The sequence below is a fragment of the Bradyrhizobium nivariense genome (assembly GCF_029846695.2).
Lineage (GTDB): Bacteria > Pseudomonadota > Alphaproteobacteria > Rhizobiales > Xanthobacteraceae > Bradyrhizobium.
Genome location: NZ_JARWCR020000063.1, coordinates 40,157 through 54,400, shown reverse-complemented (window position 1 = coordinate 54,400; position 14,244 = coordinate 40,157). Strand labels below are relative to the sequence as shown.

Sequence of the window (14,244 nt, the reverse complement as noted above, 5' to 3'; positions counted from 1 at the left end):
TCTTCGGCAAGCTGAAGGAATTCAAACGCATAGCGATGCGATGTGACAAGACAGACGGCAGCTTCGCAGCGATGATCTACCTCGCCACCGCTGTCATCCATTCCAAGTGAATCTCAACAGACCCTAGGCCAACTTCGGCGCATTCTTCAGATAAGCAAGAGCGCGACGTCCGGCCGAGGTCAGCTCACCCAGACTGCTCTTTCCGGCCCGCGCAGCTTCAATCAGTTGCTCGGCGACATACCGGCGGCTTGCGTGATCCCCGCCATTCGGTAGTTCGGCACAGACCTGGTCCAACACCACGTCCATATTCGCCTGAACCCCGTCCTCAAACTCGCTCATCCCTCGGGTCTCTCGTTTGATGATGATCTGAAGAAAACTAAGCGGGTTTCCAAAGTGCGTATAGCGTTAGGCTGTGCGTGGGTTAAGAGGATGTTGTGTGCAGAGGTGAACTCACTAGTGAGGCGGTCGGCCGCGCCTGCCCATCCCCGGGTGGGCCGGCCCCGTTTGGGCGCCGCAGCTCCAAACTCTGGCGGTCTCGTTGAGGGAAGACGCCGAGTGCGCCAGCGTCGAAGTCCGCAGCGCTCCCACACGTCAGCGCACTCTTCGCGCTTTTGATGTCACTATGTGAATCACCCCACGTTTGCCAGATGAGTGTTCCAGCCAAGCAAACTCCATCTAACATAGGTTAAGTATCGCCACAGTTTCCTGAGACCCCGCGAAAATCATAGGGATGCTTCTAGGATCGGGCTGGCACATTCATCCCGCATCTATTTTCACGGTGGTCTGAAGACACCGCTGAGACAGGCGGTTTTGAGCACTTAAATCGGGGCCCTACATATACTGACGCCGTCTCCGGGCGGCCTCATTGTTTAACATCGACCGCGCGGGAATCGATTTTTTTCTAGCTTTTCCTGCGCAAAGCGCTCAGAATTCGTTCATTGTTCAATTCTTTCGGGGGACATTGCAATGGCAAAACCTGCCGTTTCCCGTGATTCCTTTCGTGGGTTGTCCGCTTTCTATGCGGCGAAGGCTCATCACGACCAAAAACGCGAGGGCGAACATTGCTTTTTGAAGTTGTTCGGATCTGCGGAAGACATTCCTGAAAGCCTATTGCAGCAATGGTCGGACAAAGTTGACCTGCTCGGCCTCGAAACCGTTGGTCGCACAATGGAACCGCGCGCCCGTCAAATCACCGATGGCAACGCGCGTGACGACCATGCCAGCGACTTTCTCCACACGCTCTTGAGAGACCACGGGCAAAAAGTGCAGTGATCAAAACCGCGGCCGCGCTAACGTCGCCGTCGTCAGACGCGCAGATTTTCCGCGCTGCTCTTCCCGCGCTTCCGATCAAATTGGACTTCATAAGAGACCTTCTGCCCTTCAGCCAAGCCCGATAAGCCAGCGCGCTCCACTGCGCTAATGTGCACGAAAATAACCTGGCCCCGTCATCGGGCTGGATGAAACCAAATCCCTTGGTCGGGTTAAACCACTTCACGATGCCTGTTGCCACGTCCGCCTCCCGGTTAAACAATGACAACAGCCTAGGTCGACCGCCTTGGGGCTGACAAGCCGCCCAACGGGCGAACGCCGGGGGTGTTTTCCAGGCAATCAGCTGGTCTAAGCAATGAGCGAACGATTGCAGGCGACGACCGCTGGGCTTGTGAAGTAGTTCACAGATCGGAACAGAAAAGCTCATTACCGTGGACGAGAGCGCGTGGGGCGAAGATACTCCGCTTCAGCGATGTCTTGGAATGTTGCCTCAGGGTCGCCTCCCCCGTGAAGGAAACGATGAATGGATTGGTGTTTCCGTCACAGGACTTCAAACCAGTCTGACAGAGTTCGAACGCCAGTTTGTCGAAAGGCGTTTGAACGAAAAGCAATCGAAGCTGGAGATATTGGTCAGCTCCTTCTCAAACGAAAGTGCACCGCGACCGATCACCTGGCTCGAATAGTCACCTGGGCTGGGTCGCCTGAAGCCGTCGCAGGCGTGCGAGACATAGGCCCGTCAGCGTGAACCGGCGGGCTATTCAGAGTGATGAGTGAAGCCCAGTCCGGGCACGAAGCGCCGAGTTTTCTACCTATTCCCCTTGCGTTGCAACATAATTTTCATTTTCGTCGGAATCAAATTGAGCGCCTATTTCATTTTGAGGACAGCATTCATGACAAAGGAAAATTCCTTGATCGTTCACGCAGCCGGGAAACAGTTGGACCTGCTGCGCGCCGAAGCCTCCCGCATTGCGAAAGGGAGCAAGGTGGGCTGGTGGATCGATCGTGCAGACGTCGGCACGAGGTTTTGCTTTGAAGACGCGAAAGCAAAAGAGACCTTCGCGAGTACCTGCGACAGCTTCGGCATTCCGGCCCGAGACGGCTAGCCGGCGCTCGCGGGAAACCGCTGAACCACCTGTGTTCGCCCTCTGGTTGCGATCGTATCAGGTTTTTAGGATTTATAGATCCGGATGGCCATCAAGTTCATCTTGGCGAAGGTTCTCAGAGACGAGCTTGCTTTGCGAGGCATCGCGGCTCTTATTTTCGAACGGATTACCGATCTCGAACTGCTGGCCGCGCGCGACTTCATCTCGACCAGCCGCGTCGACAGACCGACGTGACGAGCCGAGTTATGTCAGTTTACGATCCGCTGCGAAGGAAGCTGGAGAGCGTGCGAGGGCAAACAGTCCGGTTCACATTTTCAGAAATCGAAGCGGTGCTGGGAAGACCATTACCTACCTCTGCCTACAAGTTTAGTGCTTGGTGGGGAAACGAGAGCTCACGCAGGGCTGGTCACCCACAAGCCATGGCGTGGCTTCTGGCAGGCTTCAAAGCTAAGGTATCCATGAAGCAGCGAGCGGTCGAATTTCATCGAGCTTAACATTGCGTTCGCCCCGCTTACAAACGAAGTGCTGTCCTGCGATCGAACATCAGCCAGCAAGGTCACATTTCGCTTGATTGGCTGGCGCCCACCGCTTCGCAAAAACCCCATGATAAAATCAGCATATCACCATCACAAAAAGACCAACCATCATTATCGCCACACGTAGCTTATGACCGTAGCTGCAAGGAATGCGTTCCTCGGCACTTCTGAGTCCTGTGTGTCAATCGGCCCTTTAATTGCGGATTGATGTCAATTCTCTTTTTGAAGCCATTCGGCAAGGTCGGGTTGCGGAGGCGGGGCGAGCGCGGCTGGTAGATCGATAGCCAGCTCGGTAGTCGTGGGCCGATTAGCCGTTACCTAAATCTCAATGCGATCAGCTGCCCGTCGCTGGGGTCATGGTCCTTTCCAAGGTCGCAAGCGCCTCATGATGATGTCCGGATCGGGTGCCTCATCGTTTGCAACGGTGTGCGGGCGAGCCCGCCACCAGCCGATTGACCGAGGTCACCACGACCACCGTCCCAGCGGGACATCGCCGGGCCGGGCGGACCGGACCAGCAACTTGCAAAATAAGGTCAGGCCGGCGTGTGGCCCCAGTCGAACGACGTACCATCGACCCAAATGCAGTGGAGGATCACAGCGATCTCGCGCGCAATGGCGACCTTTGCCTTTTTCATACACCAGGAACCGTCATCAGGCGACGCGTCGTCTCGTCAGACTTCGCCAATCGGCGGACCTCGTCGTCGAATTTGCTCTGCTGCTGGCAGATATGTTCATGAATCGACAGGAGCGGCTCGATCACGTTAAGAAGTTGATGACCTTCGCCCAATAGCTCGCCGACCTGGTTACGGAACTGTTGGCCAATGGCGCGAGGGAATAGCAACCCACATTCCTTGATCAGACTGCGGACCTGGTTCTCGATATCCCGGCGCATGGACACAAGGCGGAATCGCGCGACAAGGATCGCTCGAACCTTCTGGCTCTCCTCGCTCTTGATTTTGACTTCACGATACCACCCAACCCGCACCAGTTCGGCAAGGCCCCGAGCATCATTCCGATCGCTCTTCTTCATGCGGACCGACAGTGCTGCGTGTGCATGCCTTGCATCGAGGCAAACGACGGGAAGTTCAACCCTACGAAGCTCGTGCCAAAGCCAGCTTGCCATCGCGCCCGTCTCAAAGCCGATCCGCTCCGCCAGTGGCGCATGTTTACGAAGCAGCTTGGACAGATCGCCGAGATCAGACTTGGCCTTTCCTTCAAAAATCGCCTGACCAGTCTCGTTGACCACGCAAACCGAAGTCTCTCTTTGCGAGACATCCAGGCCGTTCGGCTGGTGGCGGCTTGACTGTACTCCGCTGCAGACGTTGAGGCGTCCGACCCGGACATCATCATGAGGCGCTGCGCGACCTCGGAAAGGACCATGACCCCAGCGAAGACATCAACAAGCCCGGGCGATCCAATGCCCTGGCCGGCAGGGCAGTATCAGCCGCGCCCGCGCCGTCTCCGCAATCCGAACCAGCTCCGACGGCGCGAGCACTACCACCGTGCCGTGGGCGAGTTCAGAAATGTAAGCTTGACAACAAACTGCAATTAAAGGGCCGAATGACAGCCAAGGTTCAAATTAGGGAGGACAGAGCGCGCGTGGCTCAACATTTTCGTAGCTCGGCACGGTAGTTATTTGCGCCCCCTCCCATAGACCTCCAAAAAAATGGCGTTCTTACAGGTTCTTGTGGCTCTTGGTGTGGAGGAGTGGATATCCTCGGGCCATTAGGATTATCGAACCTGTCCAGCTCGCCAGATCCAAAGGGTGACTATCGATCTGCTGGCATCGATGCTGCTCCAGTGTTCAAACCCAAGTTTCTCAAGACAGAGTGGGCCCTCAACTCGCCGGCGACACATCCGCGTGCTCGCGAAGGATTGAGACGATCTGCGCTGCTTGTCTGCCCGCGCGCAAGAAAATTCAGAGCGACTGTAGGAAGCATCCGGGCGGCATCGCAGCGGCTTTCGAGGACGGCTAGACCGGTTTGGACTATTCCGGGCGGGTTTGTTTCACCTGCGGGTGAGGGGCTTGTCTCAAAGCACTGGATTGGCGCGACCGAGTCATTCTCGCGCCGTCGCCGGCACTAACCATAGTTGCTCGCAAGGCTTGAATCACCAAATCCTAAACCCTACAGTTGACTTTTCAGTATGGATTTCTTTGATGATGGTCCACTTACCCATCGTCGCGGTCGTTTCGTCCGATGGGAGACGGTCGTACTGGGTGGCAGCGGTGCCACCAGAGAAGGCGACGGATGCGGTTGCGCGAGTCGTCCCCGATGCCCGCGTCGCCAAGCTCTTGAAGCACCGCTTGCGCGCGAAACCAGATGCGCTGCGGCCAGGGGAAGTTCGGCAGCTTTCGCTCTGACCCAACCAGCTACCTCCTAAGAGACATTCATCTCCCTCAAAAGAGTTGCCCTCCAGCTTTCACCCGGTCTATTTATCTGGTTCCCACATTGGCGGACTGAGACGCGCGCGCTCGCCGCGGCTCTTGGAGGGGAGCCGCCTGGATGATCCGCTTCTTCTTCCATGTCCACGGCGGCATTTCTGTCTTCGGTGACGTCGTGCTGGAGCTACCGGATATCGACGCTGCGCAAGCAGCGGCAATCGAATTGAGCCGTCAAACTTTCAAAGAGGAACCAGAAGGTCCGATGTGGCAGGATAATGAATGGCGCGGCCAGGTTACTGACAGCCCTGGCATTGGCGGGCGGACTTTTCCTTATCCTTGAGTTTTCAGTCTCGCGACATAATGCATCGCGGCCTTTCCCCGAATGACAAGCCCCGCCAGCATGAACCGACGAGCGGTCAGGACCGCCGCTTGTGTCCCCTGCCCGCTTTCGTGACTAGCCATTGAGCAGCGCCTGAGTCACGCGACCAAGAACCTTAAGAAACATCCATTTTGTTTGATTTTCTTTCAGAGGTACTTCCATGGTCAAAACCGATTGTTTGATTGTACGAGCCTACGGCAGGCAACTGGATCAACTCCGTGCAGAAGCATCCCGTATTGCGCGGGGAAGCAAGATTGACTGGTGGATCGAGCGAGCTGACAGGGGCACGCGGTTTTGCTTTGAGAATGCTGAAGCAAAGAAGACCTTTGCCTCGATCTGCGAAAAGTTCGCCGTTCCGTACCTTGATGCCTAGTGAAGCAAAGGCGGGTCAGCATGAACCAGCGACTTCGATTTATGAGCAATCGCGGCCCAGCACGCCCCTACGTCCGGCGAGGCGCGCCGGGCCTAACCATTCGCCGCTTCCCCCGTGAGGTTTGGCTGAGCTGATCATAAAGCGATTCTCACGGCGCTCATACGTGACTGTGCAACTCCCGGAGCCTCGCCGGTGTCGCTGGTCAATTTACTGACCGGATGACAGCTACGATGAACGCAGAAGGTGCTGCCTGGATATCGCTGGGCTGCAACACATGCCAGATTTTCAACAGGCCACAGGCGCCATGCATCGGCCGCCAGTTAGAATCGAGATCGGTTCTCATGCTCCCGCTTTTGCTGGATCTCCTGACAGTCTTCTTCATCATAGCAGGCTTGGTGCTGCTTTGGATGAACCTGCGAGCATCGCGGCGAAACAGAATTAACCTCACCCCGCAGAAGCATCGTGAGCAGACCAAGCCTGACCAGTTCCAGAATTAACCCGCAGCGCGGACATCAATCTTAATTTGAGACTGTGATTGCGGCGGCGCATTGGAGCGTTAGCTTTGCGCACCGGACATTGCCCCGTCCGGGGTCCACCCAGGCGAAAGCCTTCGCGCCATCATACTCGGCGCGTTGGCTTCGTTCGCTGGCCACACGCGCGAGTGACATTTTGAAGAGGCCATCGAAACACGAGACCCTCGATCTCGCCGAGATGCGCCGGCAGATCACGGCCCTGCGATCCCGACACTCGGAAAATTTACGGATCACATATCTGCTGAACAGGCTGCTGATCAAGATTGCATATCTCAGTGAACCGGAGAGCGCAGCTCACGCGGAGCAGCTGCGCGAAGCGTTCGCCACAACGATGGCGGATATCGAGAAACGCATCACCAAAAACGCCCTCAAGCGATCGGGTAAGACGAACAAGTAGATTGCGCAAAGCGATTGCCAGGTTGGGTAATCCGACGCGTCTGAAGCAGGAGCACGTCTGCAAAAGCTCAAGCAGGCAGGCAACGATTCCTGGGCGGTGCTCAGTACCGCGTTGGCGGAATCCCGCAAGACGTTCGACCAAACCTATCAGGCCGCCTGGAACGTCTTGAGGGGCTCTGGCTCGAAGAGCTGACCCAGTTGGTCACGACGAAAATCGAGCAATCGGTCTGGAACCCGCGAGGTATTGTAGTCCGCCAGATCGGCGATGCGGAGTTCGCACAAGGCTAAGCTCTCGCGACCGGACAAGTTCGACGCAGATTTCGCACATAAATTCGAACCCGCGAAACCTCGCCGGGAGAACAATGCTCGGGGTCTGCGGAGGTGCCGACGCCGAATCCCTCGATCCGGACCCGGAAATGCTCGCCGCGACCATCGTCTGACGGACGCGTCACGCGGGTCGGCGCCCCTCAAAATCTATTCTGTTCATTGCGTCCTGCAGACGGCCGTCCTGGCGATGGCAATGGGGCTCGTCCTGACCGCGCCGATCGACGCCTTACCACGTTCATCGCAACCTCAGCCTCCTGGTGTTGCGACGACCATTTGAATCCGCCCAATATGCCTCACGCGCCTATCGCGACGCGCTCGCGGGCGCCGGCATCACCGCATCCATGAGTCGCAAGGCCGATTGCTACGACAATGCCCCGATGGAGAGCCTCTTCCATACCTTGAAGACCGAGCTCGTCTATCATCGCGACTACAACAAACCGCGCCGAGGCCCAACGCGATATCTTCGCCATCATCGAGGGTTTCTACAACCGAACCAGGCTCCATTCCGCCATCGGATATATCGCCCCGATCGAAATGGAGCTAAAAGCTGCTTAAACCCGTCCACTTTTTCGGGGGAAGATCACGACCTCTTCATAGTCAGATCGTCTCAGCGAATGCACGCCGCGCAACATCATCTTCTCTTGAAGAATGGTCGCCGTCATGGCTTTGACGCTCATGGGGCCCTCGTCTGAAAATCACATCTTCATCAGTGCTCGAGCGTGACGGACACGACATGCTTGAGCAAAGAAAAGCTCTCGCTACGGAACGATCAGGCCTGGCAACACAGATCGCGAGACAATTTCGGCTGCTAGAGACAAGGTGCACATCCGGCGAAGATCTCGTTGCGGCTGTAATGAAATGATAGAACGTCGAAAGCTGGAGCGCATCGATGTGGACGAGGTCGCCTACATTTCGGGCGACGGCGCCAGCTTACGCTGCCGCGTGGTCAACATGTCGGAAGAGGGGCATCAGTTGAGCTTCCGTCGAAGCGGCACGTGAACTCCACTTTCAAACTAATGCTCGAGAAAGATCGCATCATCCGAAGCTGCCGCCTAGTCTGGTCGAGTGGAAATCTTATCGAAGTCTCGTTCGAGGATCTTTGAGGCGGAGAAGAGTCATTTCTACCTCTGCCCTAGAATGGAATATTCGCGGTGCTTTCGCTGGCGTGGATGGCCGATGTCAAACAATAGACTGGAAATCCGTTCGTGGTCCCCCGAGGAAGAAGCGCAACTTCTCGCGCTATTCGACAATGGCATGACCGCGAGCGAGATCGGCCAGCGGCTGGGCCGCACTCGCCTGGCAGTCTACGGTTCGATTGCAACGCTTCCATAAGCAGCAAGGTCGAGTAAGCCGCACTAGCGGACGTGTCTTCGCGCAGCGGGCCGGTTAGTCGAAGGTCCCGGAGATCAAACTCTCCTCCCTCCATTCTTGGAGTGGGACGCAAACTAAACCTCGCGATGCCCGCGCGGGCCAAGTCCGGTGGATATCTCCTTTGACCATCCGGCCAATCTCGCGGCGCCCCTGATGGCGGGGGAACCAGGTCGCGTCTAGGCCCCCAACCCGAACAACACCAACTCACTGTTATGTCTGGTATTGGGGCGACATCCTTCTTTAACTGATTAGAAACCACAGAAAACGATCGGAAATTTTTAAGGAAATAACTTGGTAGCCTCGATCGCTGAGAAGTTACTGATCCGCTTGCCGCGTGCCTGCTTCACGGAATTGTCGAAGAACTTGAAGCGGATCTGCGAAGGGATCGCGAGAATGTGGTTCGCGCTTTTAGGCTCGACTGAAAGCTGACGCGGCGGCAAAGAGGCTCCTGAGGTCCCGCAGTTAAGGAATTCGTCACCAGCAATTGTCACCATGTTGCCATTGCATAGGGGACGCGAATTGCGGCCCACGGAATTCTGAAATGGTTTGAACCTGGGCACGCCGGGTTGGTGATCTCCTTCAAAGAGGAGAGGCGCAATGTTTAAGGGCTTCATGGCGGCAGTTGTGGCGCTGATCAGTACAGCGCAGGTGGATCAATACCTAACCCACGGTCGGTACACCGACGCGGCCATGGCTATGCTGCGGCAAATCAGGCATGCGTTTGGGTTTTGAGATACCCTTGGGGATAATTTTGAGGCGCGTTGATGGAACGCATCTTATGGGCTGATCTCATCGCGGATGAGCAACGCGCCGTTGCGATATTGGAAGCCGGACTTTCTATCGAGCTCTGGGACCCCGTTGCTCTCCTGACTTTAAGGCGGCCGGTCTGATCGTAGGCTTTCATTTGACGGCTGCTGCGCACGAGTTGCGGAGCGGCGTTGTTTTAGACGAACTCGGGGTGCGTGATTGCATGATATAACCGAACGCACGGCCGCTAACAGGCGGTCGAAAGTCCTCGCCAACGACAACCGCGACGCAGGATCGTTTTGGTCATTAGTATCAGTCAGTCATGCCCTGTGTTTCTCGATGATCCCTCGAAGGTCTGCGGCGTACTGTTCGATGATCGGGCGAGCCTCCTCTAGTCGCGACGGCTTAGGTGGCGACTTGTCCTCACTCCGGTGTGGTTCTTCGCCTGGTTTCATGCCCGAGCACTCGGCCGACAAAAGTCGGGCACGTTGATCTAAATCAAAGAGCGACGACCTAGGCGGCGGCTGTATCTTCCTTCTCTGCTCCGCGCATCACAATCGTTAGCGCGTTATCCTGCAGCGGTCAGCGCCCTTCGCCTCATCTCACGGTGCGCGCATCCAAAATGTCGCGCTCTTCATCGGTCGTACGGCGCGGCTTCGGCGGCAGCAGCATCGGGCGGACGACAAACGCGGGGTCGGCGAATATGCTGGAGCTCCAGCGCGGCTTTTCGATTTGGGTAATCCTTCTGCGCACTCACTTTTGCGTTGCTCCCGGGTACTCTGAGTAAGCCACCGAGGCCTCGGCGGGGGCTCATCCTGACGATCTTGAAAATTAAGAACGTGAGGGGATTGCCTGGCGTGGTCCGCGAAATGGCGGACGAGTTCGAGCGTGCCAATGGACTGGACGATCAAGCGCTGGATGGTATTGAACATCGCGCCCTTCGAAAATCGAAGGGGCAGGCTTTTGACGACGATGCTCGCGCCGAAGGGTCGGAGCAAGTGCGACTGGATTGCGGACGCGCACCTTGACGAGATATCGATCTTTTCGCAGCCCTGGTTCGTGGATATCGCGTACAGGAAGGAGCTCCGTGTCGCCAAAGCATTCAATAGAGCCGGAAAGCTCATATGCGCCTTTCCATATTGCCAAACAAACGTCATGGGCCTTTTTCCAAGGATCACAAGTTCGGATAACTGGAGACGCCTGAGCTCATTTGTCTTTCTCGACAAACACATAAGTGATGAAGAGAAACGAGGTGCGGTTGCCGATATTATCAAGCAGCTTCCTGGATCGATTGGTTATTGCCACTTCATCCTGGATATTGATTCAGGCATCATTCGCGACGCGTTTATCAAAGCTGGGTTTGAATGTATCGAAATGCCCAAATACATCCGTCGACCCAGCAAGCAAAATTATGAGCGTGCTGACGCGTATGCGCAAGCCAGAGACAACGTCCTGAAAACCATTTCAAAAGACGGAAGAGCCAGATATAAAACAACAGCAGGACGAACAAAGATAGAGAGCATCTCAGCGTCCGACTTTTGTAAGTTTTACGAGAGCAATCTTATTAGTCACGGCGAGCAGAGCTATGCCCCGCTAAGCGTTGCAGAGACACTCATCGAGAACAGTGCTCGTCGTCAGAAAGCTTTCGCGCTTGCAGTAAAGGATAAAGACGGTGTGGAAGCCGCCGCCGCTTTCCTGTTTGATTCAGGATCGACCTATGCATGGTTGGCGAGCAGAAAACATCATCCGCAAAGCACGAAATTCCGCGGTGATGATAAATACAAAAAGTATTGCATGGATCTATTGATCATCGAAGCGATGATCTTCGCAGAATTGCATGGCCTGATTTATGATGCCGAAGTCATTCCCGTTGAAAGAAACGGCGCCCCCAGAAGTCCGCACAAGGTTTTTGTCAACGAGAAGATCCTTCACCTTTCGAAAAACGAATCCAGATTTGTTTTCGAAAGAATGGGGTGGTGGTATCACGGAGCGAGGCAGGCTTTTTGCGTGGCGAGGAACGTTTTTGCAAAGCGACCGGTTGATGTGATCGAATGACGCTCAAGTTGACCGTCGGGGACCGTTCCTTGCGAGGCGCAGCCTCGCTTCCTGGAAATGTCCCCTAAGCTGCTCCAGAATGGCTACTCAAGGCTAATGCCGGTCTTGTGGCCGTTCGACAACGGGCGGCAAATCGCCATCATCCGCTGCCTTCCCGTTGGTCTTACTCAGTTACCAGCGCCATGATGCCGATTGTCAGGCGATTGGCGTTCGGCATGTCGGCGGACGCGTTGGAAGGGTGGAACCCGGTGACCGAAATGCCAGGACTGTTGCTTGAACGTTACATCTGAGCGCGATGAACTGGTTTAAGCTTTGGGTTGTACCATTCGGCGCGTGGTTGGGGCTTTTTATGAAAAAACTTGCTTTGGCTGTATCCGTTCTCGCGGCCAACGCAATGGGCGCATCCGCTGCTGACATGGTTGTGAAAGCCCCTCAGTATAAAGCGCCCGAAGCAACCGTTTCGACTTGGACAGGCTTTTATGTTGGAGCCTCGCTCGGCGGCGAGCAGGCCAACGCCAATTGGACGACGACGTCGATTGCCGTTGACGCACCGGGCTTTGTCATTCCTCCCCCGACGGTAGACGGTAGTTCGCCCAGGCGCTTTAACCCCTTGGGCGGTCGTTATGGGGGCTTTGCCGGATACGACTATCAGTCCGCGGCTCAGTGGGTTGCAGGCATTGTCGTCGATGTCGCCTATTTTGACAGCACCGTCACGACTGTGGGGGCGCCCGGCTGCACGGTCACTTGCATTTTGGGTGTCCCGGGACCCGGAGTCGATGTATCGAGTGTAAGAGCCAAATGGGATGCGGATGTGCGGGGTCGGCTCGGATATCTGGTAACCCCCAATGTTCTGCTCTATGGGACCGGCGGTATTGCGTTCCAGAAGTTCTCCAACTCCATCACCTGCGAAACCAGCCTCACTGATCCTCTTTGCGGACCAACAGCAATCCCCGCTGCCGCGACGGCGACGAACAGTTCCATCCGAACGGGCTGGACGGCCGGAGTCGGCGTCGACGCGAAGATCTTCGCAAACTGGATGCTTCGTGCTGAGTATCGTTACTCGGACTTCGGAACGTGGAGCAATTCGCTGTTACTAGTATCCCCCGGTGTTTCAGTTGCAACGGTAGCCACGAATTTGAAAATCAATACGCATATCGGAATGATAGGAATAGCGTACAGGTTTGGTGGCCCCGTCGTTGCAAAGTACTGAATTCTCCAAACATTCCATGCTTTAAAGCCACGCACGCCTCCCTCTGTGCCGCCAAAGGCAGTTGCCTCAAATGGCTCCGTCCGCTTCGAGTCAATCGCGTCGATCTTGGCATGTCCCCGACACGTCCGGTTTGGGGGAATCTCGTGCCGGACTGTCGGGGTTCGCCGGTTGAAGGCATCGTTGTGGACGTGATGCTGCCGGTCTGACTACCCAGTTGTCGGTAACAGCCAACAGGCGAGATGTGTCCAAACAACTGAGGCTTGAGGCTGTCGAGCCCGAAGCCTGCAAAGCTGATCGGGCACTATAGGGATGCCGAGTAGCTAACCATCTGATTTTTATATTTTTTTCGCACCGCTTTCTCCCACAAGGGGAGAAGGAAGAGGAAGCGCAGCTCACATCCTTTTCGCGACTTCTTCCAGCATGACCTGGGTGGCGCCGCCGCCGATGGTCAGCACGCGGGCGTCGCGCACCGTCCGCTCGATCGGGGTGCCGCGCATGAAGCCGGTCCCGCCGTGCAGCTGCAGGCAGCCATGCACGACCTCGTGCAGCACTTCCGGCGGCAGCGCCTTCACCATCGACACTTCGCGCGGGCACGGCTTGCCGGCTTCGACCAGTTCCGCCGCGTGATAGGCCAGCGCCCGGGCGGCCGCGGCCTTCGTCGCGAGCGAGGCGAGCTTGAGCCGTACCGCCTGCTGGTTTCACAAGGGACCGCCGAACGCCTGACGGGTCTTCACATAATTTGGTCGTGAGTTCGATCGCCTTGGCGGATTCGCCGGCGCAGATGCCGCCGATGCAGATCCGCCCGTTCTCAAACGTTTCCATGATGCCGTAGAAGCCGCGGTTCTCCTCGCCGAGCACATTTGCGGCGGGAATACGGACATCCTGGAACGCGATCTCCGCGGTGTCGGAGCAAAGCCAGCCATGCTTGTCGAGTTTTATCACCGATATGCCCGGCGTCGTCCGTTCGACAATGAACAGCGAGATGCCGCGGCTGCCCTTGGCCGCGGGATCGGTGCGCGCGGCGACGATCAGGATGTCACCATAGACCGCATTCGGGATGAACATCTTTGAGCCGTGATCACCCAGTCATCACCGTCGCGGCGGGCGCGCGTCTTCAACCCCGCGACATCGGAGCCCGCATCGGGCTCGGTCACCGCGATCGAGCAGATCGTCTCGCCGCGGATGATCGCGGGCAGATATTTCTGCTTTTGCTCCGGCGTGCCGCGAAGGGTGATGTGGACCGCCGACATGTCGGTGTGAACCTGCACCGACGAGGTAATGCCACCAAAGGTCGAGCGCCCGAGCTCTTCCGTCCACACCATCGACGTCAGCGGCCCCATATCGGTGCCGCCATATTTGGCGGCGTGACGCATGCCGAGAAAGCCGAGTGGCACCCATGCGGCGATAAATCTCGCGCGGGATTTTTCCCTCGCGCTCCCACGCCTCGCCATGCGGCACGACCTCTTTCTCGACAAAACGGCGGACCTGCTCACGCAGCATCCGCAGTTCCTCGGACAGTTGCGGTTGTTCCGAGAAATGGAATTCGCTGTCGGAATGACCGC

Annotated in this window: 16 protein-coding genes and 4 pseudogenes; 12 read left to right on the top strand and 8 right to left on the bottom strand. The window is 56.6% G+C overall.

Annotation, left to right across the window (positions count from 1 at the left end):
* Positions 1-123: 123 nt before the first annotated feature.
* Positions 124-339 carry a hypothetical protein gene (locus QCM77_RS35205; RefSeq protein ID WP_280096038.1) on the bottom strand — a complete coding sequence of 72 codons (216 nt, stop codon included), beginning with the start codon at positions 337-339 and terminating at the stop codon, positions 124-126.
* Positions 340-966: 627 nt separating this feature from the next.
* Here QCM77_RS35205 and QCM77_RS35200 point away from each other — a divergent pair.
* Positions 967-1,272 carry a hypothetical protein gene (locus tag QCM77_RS35200; protein WP_280096037.1) on the top strand — a complete coding sequence of 102 codons (306 nt, stop codon included), beginning with the start codon at positions 967-969 and terminating at the stop codon, positions 1,270-1,272.
* Between the two features lie 32 nt (positions 1,273-1,304).
* Here QCM77_RS35200 and QCM77_RS35195 read toward each other — a convergent pair.
* A pseudogene (locus QCM77_RS35195) lies at positions 1,305-1,510 on the bottom strand (cold-shock protein).
* Positions 1,511-2,159: 649 nt separating this feature from the next.
* Between QCM77_RS35195 and QCM77_RS35190 the strand changes: the two are divergent.
* From QCM77_RS35190 to QCM77_RS35180, 3 genes are all read left to right on the top strand, one after another.
* Positions 2,160-2,372, top strand: a complete 213-nt coding sequence (locus tag QCM77_RS35190; RefSeq protein ID WP_280096036.1) for a hypothetical protein — start codon at positions 2,160-2,162, stop codon at positions 2,370-2,372.
* Between the two features lie 84 nt (positions 2,373-2,456).
* A complete protein-coding gene (locus tag QCM77_RS35185) occupies positions 2,457-2,606 on the top strand; it encodes a hypothetical protein (protein ID WP_280096035.1) in 150 nt (49 codons plus the stop codon).
* An 11-nt stretch (positions 2,607-2,617) separates the two neighbouring features.
* Positions 2,618-2,866, top strand: coding sequence for a DUF7662 domain-containing protein (locus tag QCM77_RS35180; RefSeq protein ID WP_462804370.1), 249 nt, complete (start codon positions 2,618-2,620; stop codon positions 2,864-2,866).
* Positions 2,867-3,441: 575 nt separating this feature from the next.
* Here the strand turns inward: QCM77_RS35180 and QCM77_RS35175 are convergent.
* A pseudogene (locus tag QCM77_RS35175) lies at positions 3,442-4,187 on the bottom strand (IS110 family transposase).
* A 1,225-nt stretch (positions 4,188-5,412) separates the two neighbouring features.
* Here QCM77_RS35175 and QCM77_RS35170 point away from each other — a divergent pair.
* From QCM77_RS35170 to QCM77_RS35155, 4 genes and pseudogenes are all read left to right on the top strand, one after another.
* The gene (locus QCM77_RS35170) at positions 5,413-5,631 is read left to right on the top strand and encodes a DUF6894 family protein (protein ID WP_280096033.1); all 219 of its coding nucleotides are present in this window, start codon (positions 5,413-5,415) and stop codon (positions 5,629-5,631) included.
* A gap of 199 nt (positions 5,632-5,830) precedes the next feature.
* Positions 5,831-6,043 carry a hypothetical protein gene (locus QCM77_RS35165; protein ID WP_280096032.1) on the top strand — a complete coding sequence of 71 codons (213 nt, stop codon included), beginning with the start codon at positions 5,831-5,833 and terminating at the stop codon, positions 6,041-6,043.
* Positions 6,044-6,712: 669 nt separating this feature from the next.
* Entirely contained in the window at positions 6,713-6,973 is a 261-nt protein-coding gene (locus tag QCM77_RS35160) for a hypothetical protein (protein WP_280096031.1), read from the top strand.
* Between the two features lie 610 nt (positions 6,974-7,583).
* Positions 7,584-7,854, top strand: a pseudogene (locus tag QCM77_RS35155) (integrase core domain-containing protein); the annotation flags it as partial.
* Here QCM77_RS35155 and QCM77_RS35150 read toward each other — a convergent pair.
* Complete coding sequence (locus tag QCM77_RS35150; RefSeq protein WP_280096030.1) at positions 7,851-7,976, bottom strand: hypothetical protein; 126 nt, start codon at positions 7,974-7,976, stop codon at positions 7,851-7,853. The pseudogene QCM77_RS35155 and the gene QCM77_RS35150 overlap by 4 nt on opposite strands.
* Positions 7,977-8,157: 181 nt before the next feature.
* Between QCM77_RS35150 and QCM77_RS35145 the strand changes: the two genes are divergently transcribed.
* Positions 8,158-8,298 (top strand): hypothetical protein, encoded by a 141-nt coding sequence (locus tag QCM77_RS35145; RefSeq protein WP_280096029.1) that lies wholly within the window; start codon positions 8,158-8,160, stop codon positions 8,296-8,298.
* A 650-nt stretch (positions 8,299-8,948) separates the two neighbouring features.
* Here QCM77_RS35145 and QCM77_RS35140 read toward each other — a convergent pair.
* Positions 8,949-9,164 carry a hypothetical protein gene (locus tag QCM77_RS35140; RefSeq protein WP_280096028.1) on the bottom strand — a complete coding sequence of 72 codons (216 nt, stop codon included), beginning with the start codon at positions 9,162-9,164 and terminating at the stop codon, positions 8,949-8,951.
* Positions 9,165-9,267: 103 nt separating this feature from the next.
* Here QCM77_RS35140 and QCM77_RS35135 point away from each other — a divergent pair, with 103 nt between their 5' ends.
* From QCM77_RS35135 to QCM77_RS35125, 3 genes are all read left to right on the top strand, one after another.
* Positions 9,268-9,402 (top strand): hypothetical protein, encoded by a 135-nt coding sequence (locus QCM77_RS35135; protein WP_280096027.1) that lies wholly within the window; start codon positions 9,268-9,270, stop codon positions 9,400-9,402.
* Between the two features lie 909 nt (positions 9,403-10,311).
* Positions 10,312-11,472, top strand: coding sequence for a hypothetical protein (locus QCM77_RS35130; RefSeq protein ID WP_280096026.1), 1,161 nt, complete (start codon positions 10,312-10,314; stop codon positions 11,470-11,472).
* Between the two features lie 295 nt (positions 11,473-11,767).
* Positions 11,768-12,682, top strand: a complete 915-nt coding sequence (locus QCM77_RS35125; protein ID WP_280096025.1) for an outer membrane protein — start codon at positions 11,768-11,770, stop codon at positions 12,680-12,682.
* Positions 12,683-13,074: 392 nt separating this feature from the next.
* Here the strand turns inward: QCM77_RS35125 and QCM77_RS35120 are convergent, their stop codons facing one another.
* The 3 genes and pseudogenes from QCM77_RS35120 to QCM77_RS35110 form a co-directional block, all read right to left on the bottom strand.
* The gene (locus QCM77_RS35120; protein WP_280096041.1) at positions 13,075-13,317 is read right to left on the bottom strand and encodes an acyl-CoA dehydrogenase family protein; all 243 of its coding nucleotides are present in this window, start codon (positions 13,315-13,317) and stop codon (positions 13,075-13,077) included.
* Between the two features lie 301 nt (positions 13,318-13,618).
* Positions 13,619-13,747, bottom strand: a pseudogene (locus QCM77_RS35115) (acyl-CoA dehydrogenase); the annotation flags it as partial.
* Positions 13,711-14,055 (bottom strand): acyl-CoA dehydrogenase family protein, encoded by a 345-nt coding sequence (locus QCM77_RS35110; protein ID WP_347882414.1) that lies wholly within the window; start codon positions 14,053-14,055, stop codon positions 13,711-13,713. The pseudogene QCM77_RS35115 and the gene QCM77_RS35110, both read right to left, overlap by 37 nt.
* Positions 14,056-14,244: the final 189 nt, after the last annotated feature.